The following is a 12,902-nucleotide window of genomic DNA, read 5'->3' as shown; positions in this document are numbered from 1 at the left end:
TTTGGGTTTGGTGTAGAGCCAAGGTGTGTGGATATCAATGGCAGTCACAGGCAAGCCTGTTGCCACATTTGACGGGCGGGGCTAGTGGCATTTCGTCACGGTTTGTAAAGGGCCAGCAAGCCGTGTCTCTTTAAATTGCAGGACGTTTCCTAGACAATCCCTGCCGCCTTGTGCCTGTTGGAATCGGTGGCTAGTCTGCGGTCCGTCACTGCTAATCAGTGATCGGGTTTAGTCGCCCGGAGTTCATATGGCGCATGGTCCCCCGTGAAGTTTTATGGTGGCTGTGCGTAGGGCACCTTCGGGTGCGCCGGTTTGCCATGTGGCCGGTCGACTAACCTGCGTACAGCCGCCACCTTCGTTTAGTCGCGACGGGTGTCAGCTCCAACCATGTGGACTTACACCATGAAAAAAGTCGTCCCCGATCCACCCTGTAATTCAGCCAAAGACCGTGCCGCGTTCAACCGCGCCATCGACCATTACCTCCCTACCCAGAGTGTTCATAGCGCCATCGAAGACTTGAGCTTCGAAGATGCCCTGCTCTATACCGCCAGTTTGCTCGACAGCGCTTCGGCTACTGCGCTCAATTGCGGTGATCTGCTGGCAAGTCCCGAACGGGCGAAGATTCTGGCGGTGTGGCATTTGTTGGAAATGGCCAAGACCACGGTGGGTCGCTCCATTGAGTGCCTGACGCCCGGGAAAGCCCCTGCCTAAACGCGGTTAAACACTGTGTGGCTTGGACTCTGTGGTTGTCGCGGTGCCGCTGGGTACATATCCGTTGTTTGGGTAACGGATATGTACTCAGCCTACCTAAAGAAAATGGCCAAGCACCAAGAGCTGTATAGATACCGATGGCCATAGCAAGCAAGCCCCCCACACACAGTTAACCTGCTCCGCCTGAAAGCCCTCCTAACATTTGGTAACCATTTTCTTGACATTATTTTCACATCTACGCCTCTACATTCCCCGCGCCCAAACATGCAAATGATTCCTATTGGTCTAGATTCAGTTGACCTCTCACGGACTTCCCGTGCATCCAAAAAAACCCGGAGCGCCCACCGCATGACCACCCGCCTTCCTTCGTTCATTAAAAAAGCCCTGCTCGCTACCGCTCTGGTCAGCGCCGGGCACGTTTATGCCGCCAGCGACGCCGTCGGTATCGTGGTGTACAACGCGCAACACGAAAGCCTCACCAAGGCATGGGTCGAAGGCTTCACCCAGGAAACCGGGATCCCAGTGACCGTGCGCAACGGCGACGACACTGAGATGGGCAACCAGATCGTGCAGGAAGGCGCCGCCTCCCCCGCCGACGTATTCCTCACCGAAAACTCTCCAGCCATGGTGCTGGTAGACAACGCCGGGCTGTTCGCGCCGGTAGCGCCGACCACCCTGGAACAAGTGGGCGCAGCCTATCGCCCGGCCCACGGCAAATGGTTGGGCATTGCCGCACGCTCCACGGTGTTTGTGTACAACCCGAGCAAACTCAAAGAAGCCGACTTGCCCAAATCCTTGCTGGACCTGGCCTCGCCAAGCTGGAAAGGCCGTTGGGCTGCATCGCCGGCCGGTGCCGACTTCCAGGCCATCGTCGCCGCCGTGTTGGAACTCAAGGGCGAAGCCGCTACCCTCGACTGGCTCAAGGCAATGAAAGCCAACGCGAGCATTTACCGGGGCAACAGCGCAGTGCTCAAAGCCGTCAATGCCGGCCAGGTCGACAGCGGCGTGATTTATCACTACTACAGCTTCGTCGACCAATCCAAGACCGGCGAAAACAGCAAAAACACCAGCCTGCACTACTTCAAGCATCAGGACCCGGGCGCTTTTGTGAGCATCTCCGGTGGCGCGGTGTTGGCCTCCAGCAAACACCAGGAACAGGCCCAAGCCTTCTTGAAGTGGATCACCGGCAAAGAAGGCCAGGCGATTCTCAAGGACGGCAATTCGTTTGAATACGCTGTGGGCCAGAACGCTCAGTCGAACCCCAAGCTGGTGCCGTTGGCACAACTTGACGCGCCAAAGGTCGACGCTTCCAAGCTCAACAGCAAAAAGGCTGTCGAGTTGATGACCCAGGCCGGATTGCTCTGATTGTTGCCTGAAGCCCCAATGCCAGGTATCGCCCACGCGATACCTGTGCAACCACAACGACGCACTCACGGCCTGTTCAGGGGCCGTGGGGGTACGTGGGTCACGAGCTTGTCTGTACTGGTTTCGCTGTTGGCGCTGTTGCCGATAGCGTTTGTCATCGGCGTGTCCTGGCAAATCGGCTGGGAGCAGATCGAAGCGTTGGTATGGCGCCCACGGGTGGGCGAACTGTTGGTCAACACCGTGTTGCTGGTGGTCTTCACCCTGCCCTTGTGCGTGGTGCTGGGCACTGCGCTGGCGTGGTTGACCGAACGCAGCAACCTGCCGGGCCGACGTGCCTGGTCGTTATTAGCGGTTGCGCCGCTGGCGGTGCCGGCGTTTGTACACAGTTACGCCTGGGTCAGCCTGGTGCCCTCCATTCACGGTTTGCCGGCCGGCATTCTGGTCTCGGTGATTGCCTATTTCCCCTTTCTGTACTTGCCGGTGGCGGCGACCTTGCGCCGGCTTGATCCTGCGATTGAAGACGTGGCCGAGTCCCTGGGCCTCAAGCCTTGGGCGGTGTTTTTGCGTGTGGTGTTGCCGCAACTGCGCCTGGCGATCTGCGGCGGTGCGCTGCTGGTGGGCCTGCACTTGCTGGCCGAATATGGCCTGTACGCGATGATTCGCTTTGACACCTTCACCACCGCGATTTTCGATCAGTTCAAATCCACCTTTAATGGCCCGGCGGCCAATATGCTCGCGGCCGTATTGGCACTGTGTTGCCTGGCGATGCTGACGGCGGAGTCCGCTGCACGCGGCCACGCGCGCTATGCGCGGGTCGGGTCGGGCAGCGCACGGGAACAGCGCATCGTAACGCTGAGTTCAGGCACCACCCTGCTCGCCCTTGGCTTGCAAGGCATGACCTGTGTGTTGGCCCTGGGCGTTCCGCTGTTCACCTTGGGCAAATGGTTGATCGCCGGTGGCCGTGAAGTCTGGCAGTTCAGCGAACTGTTGCCGGCGTTGGAGCAAACCGTGCTGCTGGGGATTGCCGGTGCCGTGTTGACCACCTGCGCGGCGGTGCCGATTGCCTGGCTGTCGATTCGGGCACCGGGGCGTTTGCAGCGCATCCTGGAAAGCTGCAACTACATCACCAGTTCCTTGCCCGGTATCGTGGTGGCCCTGGCGCTGGTCACGGTGACTATTCACTTTGCCCGGCCGATCTACCAGACCACGATTACCGTACTGCTGGCCTACCTGTTGATGTTCCTGCCACGGGCGCTGGTCAGTTTGCGCGCCGGTATCGCCCAGGCCCCGGTGGAGTTGGAAAACATGGCGCGCAGCCTTGGTCGCTCACCCGGTCGCGCACTGTGGCTGATCACGATGCGCCTGGCTGCACCGGCCGCTGCCGCAGGTGCGGCGCTGGTGTTCCTGGCGATCACCAACGAACTGACCGCCACCCTGCTGCTGGCGCCTAACGGCACGCGCACCTTGGCCACCGGTTTTTGGGCGATGACCAGCGAGATCGACTACGCCGCCGCTGCGCCCTACGCACTGATCATGATCCTGCTTTCACTGCCGTTGACCGGCCTTCTCTACCATCAATCCAAACGCACGGCAGGCCGATGAACGCCCTCGAACTCCACGCCATCTGCAAATCCTTCGGCGCCCAGCGTGCCCTGGCGGACGTCAACTTGTCGGTGCCCACGGGTAGCCGCACGGTGATCGTCGGGCCCTCCGGCTCCGGCAAGACCACCTTGCTGCGGATGATTGCCGGCTTTGAATTCCCCGACACCGGCAGCCTGACCCTGAACGGCCAGACACTGGTCGACGCCACTCACGCCGTGCCCGCCCACCAGCGCCAAATCGGCTACGTGCCGCAAGATGGCGCGCTGTTCCCGCACATGACCGTGGCCGACAATATCGGCTTCGGCCTGGCGACCAAGGGTGATTCCCGGCACACCCGCATCGCCGAACTGATGGACAGCGTAGCCCTCGACGCCAACATGGCCCGGCGCTGGCCGCACGAACTGTCCGGCGGCCAGCAGCAACGTGTGGCACTGGCCCGGGCGCTGGCGCAACAGCCACGGCTGATGTTGCTGGATGAGCCGTTCTCCGCACTGGACACCGGGTTGCGCTCGGCCATGCGCAAGATGGTCGCGCGATTGCTGAGCGATGCGGGTATCACCACGATTCTGGTCACCCATGATCAAAGTGAAGCGCTGTCATTCGCCGACCAATTGGCGGTGATGCGCCAGGGCCGCCTGGTGCAATCGGGTCACCCGATGGACCTCTATCAGTACCCCGTCGACGAGCAAACCGCGTTGTTTCTCGGCGAAGCCGTGGTGATGCCCGCCAGAATCGAAGCCGGTTGGGCGCATTGCGGCTTGGGGCGTGTGCAGGTCGATAGCAAACTCAACCACGAAACGACGCGCATCATGCTGCGCCCGGAGCAGTTGCAGTTAAGTACAACCGATGTTTCCGGCTGCCGTGGGGTGGTGACCGAACGCGAGTTCGGCGGCAATACCTGCACGCTGACCGTGGTGCTGCAACCCGATGAGTCCGAACCCGGCCAAGCCATTCTGGTGCGCAGCTCCGGCCTGCAGGCCCCGCCCACCGGCAGCGTGGTGCACCTCACGACGGTCGGCATGGCCCATGTATTGAAAAAAGAGCCGGCCCTCAGTCTCAGCTAAGTTTCGGGGTTTACCTTCTCCCCTGCGCCAACCACAGCGCCGTCAAGGAGAGGTAACCCCGATGAATGCCACAGCAGCCCGTTGGCTGAACAAAGTACCCGAGGTGACGCTGTCATTCTGGGTCATCAAGATATTGTCCACGACCGTGGGCGAAACCGGCGCGGATTACCTCGCCGTCGATGCCGGCTTCGGCGCCGGCTGGACCAGCATCGGCATGGCCGCGCTGCTGTCCATCGCGTTGTTCTGGCAGATGCGTACCAAGGCCTACACCCCTTGGATCTACTGGCTGACCGTAGTGCTGGTGAGCATCGTCGGCACGCAGATCACCGATATCCTCACCGATAAACTCGACGTCAGCCTGTACGCCAGCACGGCGATTTTTTCGGTGTTGCTCGCGCTTAACTTTACCGTCTGGTACCGCACGGAACGCAGCCTGTCGATCCAGGACATTGTGACCCCACGCCGTGAGTGGTTCTACTGGACGACCGTGCTCTGCACCTTTGCCCTGGGCACTGCCGCCGGTGACCTGGCCACTGAAGCACTGGGCCTGGGTTTCACCCTTGGCGCGGTGATCTTCGCCGGTTTGATCGGTGTCGCCCTGCTGGCCTGGCGCCTGGGCGTCAACAGCGTGCTGACCTTCTGGGTCGCCTACATCCTCACTCGACCGTTCGGCGCGTCCCTCGGCGACCTGCTCACCCAGGCCAAGACCTACGGCGGCCTGGGCATGGGCGCCAGTTGGACCAGCGCGCTGTTCCTCTGCGTGATTGTCCTGCTGGTGGCCGTCGCGCAACTCAGTGTCGGCAACCGCAAAGCCATTACTCAATAAATACTCACACCAAGGACACCCTCATGAGCAAAGTTCAAAACATGATCCGCCACGCCGCCATTGTTTCAGCGATCTTTATGCTGAGCATCGCCACGGGCTGTTCGAAACCTGCCGACAAGCCCAAAGACGCCTCCAACGCCAGCGCACCAGCCAGCCAACGCCAGGCGTCGAAACTGGGCGACCTGTCCGAGTTCCGCAGCATCGCGGTGGACGTGTCCGGGCTTGTCGCCAAGAACGACCTGCCGGGTGCCAAAGCCCGTATCAAGGACCTGGAAACCACCTGGGACTCCGCCGAAGCCGGCATCAAACCTCGGGCCGCGAACGACTGGCATGTGCTGGACAAGGCCATCGACCGTGCACTCTCGGCGTTGCGTGACGGCAACCCGAACCCGGCTGACTGCAAGTCCTCGATGGATGACCTGCTCAAGACCTTCGATTTGATGAAAGGCTAATACCAGACAAATACCTGCCTGAGTGCTTCAATACAAACGCGGCGATCACCTCGCCGCGTTTGCTTTTTGCGGAGAGGGACATGCGGATACTGCTGGTCGAAGACGACCCAATGATTGGCGACGCCATCCAGCGCGCGCTCAGCGATGCGAGCTATGCCGCCGACTGGGTCAAGAACGGCCTCACGGGTCTCGCCGCACTCGACACCCACCCCTACGACCTGGTGCTGCTGGACCTCGGCCTGCCCGGCAAAGACGGCCTCGACGTGCTGGACAGCATCCGCGCCCGCAACAACCCCGTGCCCCTGCTGATCATCACTGCCCGCGACAGCCTCGATGACCGCCTGCGCGGCCTCGACGGCGGTGCCGACGACTACTTACTCAAACCCTTCGACATTTCGGAATTGCTCGCGCGCATTCGGGCCGTGCTGCGTCGTAAAGGCGGGAGCGCCCTGTCTTTACTGGCAAACGGTGTGGTGTCGCTGGACCTGCTCTCCAAGGAGGCCAGCACCGAGGAGCATCGCGGCGTGGCGCTGTCCAGCCGCGAATTTGCGCTGCTGCAAGCACTGCTGATTCGCCCGGGCACGATCCTCTCACGCAGTGAATTGGAAGACCGGCTGTATGGCTGGGGCAACGAGGTGGAAAGCAACGCCATCGAGTTCTTGATTCACGCCTTGCGGCGCAAGTTGGGAAGTCACGTGATCAAGAACGTCAGGGGCATGGGATGGATGGTTTCAAAAAGCGTTTGAGTGAATCGGTCCAACTGCGGCTGTCGGTGACGCTGTCCCTGGCGATTCTGCTGGTGGCGTTGGTGGCCAGCGTGTTTGCGTTTGTCTCAGCCTTCGAAGAAACCCACGAACAGCAGGACGACACCTTGCGCCAGGTGGCGATGTTGTTTGACCGCCAACAGATGACCCTGCAGTACGCGCAAGGCCCGACCATCAAGGGCGACGACGAAGAGTCCCGGGTGATCATTCAGTACCTGAGTGACGGCCAACACGCTGCGGGCACCACCGATGAAGCCCTGCCATTACCATTTCCCACTGGCCTCGCCGATGGCCTGTCCACGGTTGAGGTGGCGGGCGAAGCCTTTCGCGTACTGGTGCACACCACCGCACGCGGCGAGCGCATTGCCGTGGCCCAGGAATCCGATGCCCGCGACAAGGACGCCCGCGAAAGCGCCTGGCGCAGTTTGTTGCCGTTCCTGATTTTATTCCCGGTGTTGTTGCTGGTGGTCGGCGACCTGGTGCGCAAGCTGTTTCGCCCGATTGGCGTGTTGGCGGCGGAGATCGATCAGCGCGCAGAACAGGAATTGCACCCGATTGAGGAACAGCACCTGCCGACTGAAGTGCGCCCGTTCGTGGTGGCCATCAACCGCTTGCTGACCCGCGTCGCGCAATCCATGGACAGCCAGCGGCGCTTTGTCGCCGATGCCGCCCATGAGCTGCGCTCGCCAATGACGGCCTTGTCGCTGCAAGCCGACCGCCTGGCCGCCACTGAGATGTCGCCCACGACCCGCGAGCGTTTTGTACCGTTGTCGCGCGGCATCGAACGCGGCCGAAAACTGATCGATCAGCTCCTGAGCCTGGCGGCTGCGCAGTCAGCGTCGGACCGGCTGCAAACCACGCTTTCGGTGCACGACGTTTATCGACAAGTCCTGGAAGATTTACTGCCACTTGCTGAACGCAAGCAGATCGATATCGGCGTTGAAAGCACCCAGGATGTGCAGGTGGTTTTCAACGAAATGGACCTGTTCACCCTGGTCAAAAACCTGGTGGATAACGCCATTCGCTATACCCCGCAGGGTGGGCGCATCGACCTGTCGGTGGTGTTGGAACCTGGCGCTGTACAGCTACAAGTCAAAGACTCCGGCCCAGGCATTGCCGTGGAGGAACAAGCGCGGGTGTTCGACCCGTTCTATCGCAGCCTGGGCACTGACGAAGCCGGTTCCGGGCTGGGGTTGTCGATCGTCAAGGCGATCACCGATCGCACCGGGGCACGGGTGCAGCTGTCGTTTACTGATGCGGTGGCGCAACGGGGTTTGTGCGTCACGGTCTGGCTGCGCGTCGATCCGGTTTGAGGTCACCTTCAACCGTAGCTCCCGGCCCACAGCTTTTTTTCGCCTGGATATTGCTCAGCAGAACTAAAAGTCCATAATGGACAAAATAGTTTATTTGCGGAGATCTCCATGTCCAGCACACCTCTAGTGATCAACCGGGCCCAGGCCCGTGAACTACTCGCGCAAGTTGATGTGCCCCACATCCTGCACAAGCTGTTTCGCGACATGGCCGCCGGGCAAGCGGTGCAGCCGGCGCAACAACGGGTGGAGTTCCCGCATGGCGCCGGCGACTTCATCAATTACCTTGGCGTGCTGGCCGAAGATGAAGTGTACGGGGTCAAGACCTCGCCCTATATCGTGCGCGAGCAAGGGCCGCTGGTGACGGCCTGGACCCTGTTGATGTCGATGCACACCGGCCAGCCGCTGTTGCTTTGCGATGCCGCCGAGCTGACCACCGAACGCACCGCGGCCACCACCGCGTTGGCGGTGGACGCCCTGGCCCCCGTCGCCGCCCGCCGCCTGGCGATCATCGGCAGTGGCAAGGTCGCCCAGGCCCACTTGCGCTACGTGCAGAACCTGCGGGACTGGCAGAGCATCCGCCTGTATTCGCCACGCCTGGCCAGCGCGAGTGCTGAAACCCTCGCACACCTCCAAAGCCTGGACCCACGGCTGGTTATCGCCAATACCTGCGAGGCGGCCCTGGAAGACGCCGACGTGATCCTGCTCTGCACCTCTTCGGCCGGGCCGGTGATCGACCCGTCGCGACTGAGCAAACCCGCGCTGATCACCTCGATCAGCACCAACGCCCCGCGCGCCCATGAAGTGCCGCCCCAAAGCCTCAACGACATGCAGGTGTTCTGCGACTACCGCCAGACCACCCCGGGCGCGGCCGGCGAAATGCTGATCGCCAGCGAACAGCACGGTTGGGATAAACGCGCCGTGGTCGGCGACCTGCCCGAGTTGCTCAGTGATATGGTCCAGCGCCCGAACTACGACCGTCCTGTGTTTTTCCGCTCGATCGGGTTAGGCCTGGAAGATGTCGCATTGGCCAATGCCCTGTATCAAATCCAGCGCTAACCCCCTTTCAGGAGACGTTCATGAGCCATGCAGACTTCATCATCATCGGCGGCGGCATCGCAGGCGCGTCCACCGGTTTCTGGCTGTCGCAACACGGTAAAGTGCTGGTGCTCGAGCGTGAAAGCCACCCAGCCTATCACTCCACCGGGCGTTCGGCGGCGCTGTACACCGCCGCTTATGGCACACCACAAGTGCGGGCACTGACCCTGGCCAGCCGTGAGTTTTTCGATAACCCGCCAACTGGTTTCTGCGAGCACCCATTGCTGACACCGCGCGGCGAAATGACGGTCGACTTCAACGGCGACCCGGCCGAATTGAAGGCTCAATACCAAAGCGCCAAAGCCACCGTGCCGCAGGTCGAACAGTTGAGTGTCGACGAAGCATGCGCAAGGCTGCCGATCCTGCGGCGCGAAAAAGTCCACGGCGCGATCTATGACCCAACGGCCAGCGACATCGACACCGACGCCCTGCACCAAGGCTACTTGCGCGGCATCCGCCGCAACGGCAGTGAAGTGCGCACCGACAGCCACGTACAGGGCCTGAACCGTGACGCCGACGGCCTTTGGCATGTGCGTACCCAGGACGCGACGTACACCACTTCCATCATCATCAACGCGGCCGGGGCATGGGCCGATCATATCGGCGGACTGGCCGGCGCGGCCTCCCTCGGGCTGCAACCCAAGCGCCGCTCGGCCTTCATCTTCGCCGGGCCCGAAGGCCTGGACACCCACCATTGGCCGATGCTGGTAGCCCTCGACGAGGCCTTCTACATGAAGCCCGATGCCGGCATGTTCCTGGGTTCACCGGCCAACGCCGACCCGGTCGAACCCCAGGATGTCCAGCCTGAAGAGCTGGACATCGCCATGGGTATTTACCAGATCGAAGAAGCCACCACCCTGACCATCCGCCGCCCGACCCGGACCTGGGCCGGCCTGCGCAGTTTTGTGCACGATGGTGATTTGCTGTCGGGCTTCGACCCCCGGGTGCCCGGCCTGTTCTGGGTCGCGGCACAAGGCGGTTATGGCATCCAGACGTCTCCGGCCATGGGCCAGGCGAGTGCGGCCCTGGTGCGCGGCGCCCCGCTGCCCGAGCAACTGACACGGTTCGGCCTGGACGCTGGTATGCTCTCCCCCGTCCGCCTGGAGCCGCATTGATGAACACCGCCGAACAAGAAAAGGTCATGCAGAATTTCCGCGCGGTCGCCGATGCGATCGCCACGCTGTTCTTCCCCCACGCAGAAGTGGTGCTGCATGACTTGCGCACGCAAAAGGTCGATTACATCGCCAACAACCTGTCGAAACGGGCCATCGGTGACGACTCGTCACTGGAGGACATGCTCAGCGATGACATCAGCGAAGTGAATATCGGGCCGTACGAAAAGCTTAATTGGGACGGTCAGAAAATTCGCAGCCTGAGCACTGTGCTGCATGACCATAAAGGTCGCCGGCTCGCGGTGCTGTGCATCAATTTGAATATTTCACTGTTCGAAAACGCCAAGGCGGCGTTGGACCTGTTCCTGTCGCCGAGCAAGCTGATCCCGCAACCGGACTCGCTGTTTCGCGATGATTGGCAGGAACGGATCAACACCTTTTTGCATGCCTGGATGCGCGAGCGTCAGTTGAGCCTGAATCTGCTGACTCGTGACCATAAGCGTGAACTGGTGTTGGCGCTGCATGCCGAAGGCGCGTTCAAGGGCAAGAGCGCCTCGAACTATGTGGCCAATGTGCTGGGCATGGGGCGGGCAACGGTTTACAAGCATTTGAAGGAATTGAAGGGCTGACCTAGTGCGATCGCAGCCTAGGTGTCTCTTGGGCTTTGTGGTTGTCGCTGGTTTGCTGAGTACATATCCGTTTTTTGGGTAACGGCGGCTTATGGTTTCGCCCTTACGGCGACTCACTTTGGAAAAGCCGGAATGCCGGCCCAGCCCAAAGTAAGCCGCTGTAAGAGCGGAACCAATAGCCGCCGTTACCCAAAAAACGGATATGTACTCAGTCGCCGTAGATATCCGACTTGAAATACTGCTGCGAAATCTTCTGATACTCGCCATTGGCACGAATACCGTCGATGGCCGCATTCAACTCACTGACCAACTCGGTATTACCCTTGCGCACCGCAATCCCGGCGCCCTCGCCCACGTATTTCGGGTCCTTGAGTTCCGGACCGACAAACGCGTAACCCTTGCCACGTGGCATCGACAGGAAGTCACTCAACGGAATCGTGTCGGCAAAAATTGCGTCCAAGCGCCCCGCCGCCAAGTCCATGTAGATTTCTTCGTTATTGCTGTAGCGCTTGACGTTGATGCCCTTGGGCTCGAACACCTCGGTGGCATAACGGTCGGTGGTCGTAGCCCGCTGCACACCCACGGTCTTGCCCTTGAGACTGGCGTACTGGTCATCCACCACAGCGCCGTCTTTCATCACCAGGCGCGACGAAGTGAAGTAATACTTGTGAGTGAAATCCACCGACTTCTTGCGGTCTTCGTTGATGGTCATGGACGACAGCGCCATGTCGATTTTCTTCACTTTGAGCGAAGGAATCAGCCCATCGAACTCACCTTCCACCCACACGCACTTGGCCTTCATCTGCGCGCACAACGCGTTGCCGATGTCGTAGTCGAACCCGACGATCTTGCCCTCTTCAGTCTTGGACGCGAACGGCGGGTACGCCGCCTCTATGCCGATGCGCAGGGTTTTCTCGGCGGCCAGCAAGTGACTGGAAGCAAACAGGCTGAGGGCCAGGGCGGAAATAAGGTGGCGTTTCTTCATGATCGTTGTCTCGCAAGTTGTTGTTGATTTGGCAAGAGTGAAGAAAGAAATGGAGCAGTGAGGCGTTATTTTGTACTTATATTTCCATACTGGACTTTTGTGTATTAAACGTCAATCTGCCCGAAAACTTGAAAAACTACCCGTCTCCATCATTTCTCCACAAAACCTCCCATGAAAGCGCACGTTCGTTTCGCACAATTGCGCTCACCGCAGTGCCCCATCGAAAAGTGATTTCCAGGACCAACCAGATGTTGGGCACCCTCACCCAGAAGCTATGATCAGCACTTGTAAACGTGGCCATGGACAGGCGCCCACGACAAGGCAGGTAACCGCGCGCGCAGGGAGACAACAGCACGCGGTACATTCACCGAGCAGACCATGATTGATTTCCCCGTTGCATCGACGCCCCGACCCGAGAGCGCCAGAGAAACCCAGGCGCTCGTGCTGATTGCGGAAGACGAGCCTGAAATCGCGGACATTCTGATTGCCTATCTCAAGCGCAGCGGTTTTCGCACCGCCCACGCGCTCGACGGACGACGCGCCCTGGAAATGCACCACACGCTCAAGCCGGACTTGGTGCTGCTGGATGTGCTGATGCCCCATGTGGACGGCTGGAAAGTGCTGGCCGAAGTGCGCCATCGCGGCAATACGCCAGTGATCATGCTCACGGCGCAGGACCAGGACCTGGACAAACTCATGGGCCTGCGCCTCGGCGCCGACGACTACATCGTCAAGCCATTCAACCCGGCAGAGGTCGTGGCCCGCACCCAAGCAGTGCTCAGGCGCTCCATCGCCAACAACGACCGAACCAGCCTCGCCATGATCCGGGTGGACGCATTTGAAATTGATATCGAAAGCCATGAAGTGACGGTGAACATTGCAGGCAAAAGCGTTGCCTTGGCGCTGACCGTCACGGAGTTCAGGTTGCTGGCCCAGTTGGCCAAGGCGCCGAAAAGGGTGTTCAGCCGCGCCGAACTGCTGGTC

The 12,902-nt window shown here is 60.6% G+C and carries 13 protein-coding genes; 12 read left to right on the top strand and 1 reads right to left on the bottom strand.

From position 1 onward, the window contains the following. The first annotated feature begins 402 nt into the window (after positions 1–402). From BFL40_RS25970 to BFL40_RS25920, 11 genes are all read left to right on the top strand, one after another. The gene (locus tag BFL40_RS25970) at positions 403–711 is read left to right on the top strand and encodes a DUF6124 family protein (RefSeq protein WP_071486614.1); all 309 of its coding nucleotides are present in this window, start codon (positions 403–405) and stop codon (positions 709–711) included. 348 nt (positions 712–1,059) lie between these two features. Continuing rightward, positions 1,060–2,076, top strand: a complete 1,017-nt coding sequence (locus BFL40_RS25965; RefSeq protein WP_071486613.1) for an iron ABC transporter substrate-binding protein — start codon at positions 1,060–1,062, stop codon at positions 2,074–2,076. A 3-nt stretch (positions 2,077–2,079) separates the two neighbouring features. After that, positions 2,080–3,678: an ABC transporter permease gene (locus tag BFL40_RS25960; protein ID WP_408003990.1), complete on the top strand. Its 1,599-nt coding sequence runs from the start codon at positions 2,080–2,082 to the stop codon at positions 3,676–3,678. Continuing rightward, the gene (locus BFL40_RS25955; RefSeq protein ID WP_071486611.1) at positions 3,675–4,742 is read left to right on the top strand and encodes an ABC transporter ATP-binding protein; all 1,068 of its coding nucleotides are present in this window, start codon (positions 3,675–3,677) and stop codon (positions 4,740–4,742) included. Before BFL40_RS25960 ends, BFL40_RS25955 begins: the two co-directional genes overlap by 4 nt. Positions 4,743–4,803: 61 nt before the next feature. Further along, the gene (locus BFL40_RS25950; protein ID WP_071486610.1) at positions 4,804–5,568 is read left to right on the top strand and encodes a COG4705 family protein; all 765 of its coding nucleotides are present in this window, start codon (positions 4,804–4,806) and stop codon (positions 5,566–5,568) included. Between the two features lie 23 nt (positions 5,569–5,591). After that, positions 5,592–6,020: a hypothetical protein gene (locus BFL40_RS25945; protein ID WP_071486609.1), complete on the top strand. Its 429-nt coding sequence runs from the start codon at positions 5,592–5,594 to the stop codon at positions 6,018–6,020. Positions 6,021–6,100: 80 nt separating this feature from the next. Then, on the top strand, positions 6,101–6,766 hold the full coding sequence (locus tag BFL40_RS25940; protein ID WP_071486608.1) for a response regulator transcription factor: 666 nt from the start codon (positions 6,101–6,103) through the stop codon (positions 6,764–6,766). Next, positions 6,742–8,097 (top strand): ATP-binding protein, encoded by a 1,356-nt coding sequence (locus BFL40_RS25935; protein ID WP_071486607.1) that lies wholly within the window; start codon positions 6,742–6,744, stop codon positions 8,095–8,097. Before BFL40_RS25940 ends, BFL40_RS25935 begins: the two co-directional genes overlap by 25 nt. 108 nt (positions 8,098–8,205) lie before the next feature. After that, positions 8,206–9,153, top strand: a complete 948-nt coding sequence (locus BFL40_RS25930; protein ID WP_071486606.1) for an ornithine cyclodeaminase family protein — start codon at positions 8,206–8,208, stop codon at positions 9,151–9,153. Between the two features lie 20 nt (positions 9,154–9,173). Then, positions 9,174–10,307, top strand: a complete 1,134-nt coding sequence (locus BFL40_RS25925) for an NAD(P)/FAD-dependent oxidoreductase (RefSeq protein ID WP_071486605.1) — start codon at positions 9,174–9,176, stop codon at positions 10,305–10,307. Beyond that, positions 10,307–10,933, top strand: a complete 627-nt coding sequence (locus BFL40_RS25920) for a helix-turn-helix transcriptional regulator (protein WP_071486604.1) — start codon at positions 10,307–10,309, stop codon at positions 10,931–10,933. The genes BFL40_RS25925 and BFL40_RS25920 overlap by 1 nt, the downstream gene beginning before the upstream one ends. A 208-nt stretch (positions 10,934–11,141) precedes the next feature. Here BFL40_RS25920 and BFL40_RS25915 read toward each other — a convergent pair whose 3' ends face one another. Then, a complete protein-coding gene (locus tag BFL40_RS25915; protein WP_071486603.1) occupies positions 11,142–11,918 on the bottom strand; it encodes an ABC transporter substrate-binding protein in 777 nt (258 codons plus the stop codon). Between the two features lie 378 nt (positions 11,919–12,296). Here BFL40_RS25915 and BFL40_RS25910 point away from each other — a divergent pair. Continuing rightward, positions 12,297–12,902, top strand: a 606-nt coding sequence (locus BFL40_RS25910; protein ID WP_071486602.1) for a response regulator transcription factor, incomplete at its 3' end; no start/stop codon positions are given.

It is taken from the genome of Pseudomonas costantinii (genome assembly GCF_001870435.1).
GTDB lineage: Bacteria > Pseudomonadota > Gammaproteobacteria > Pseudomonadales > Pseudomonadaceae > Aquipseudomonas > Aquipseudomonas costantinii.
Note: the sequence above shows the minus strand (reverse complement) of the source record. Positions and strands in the feature narration are given on the sequence as shown.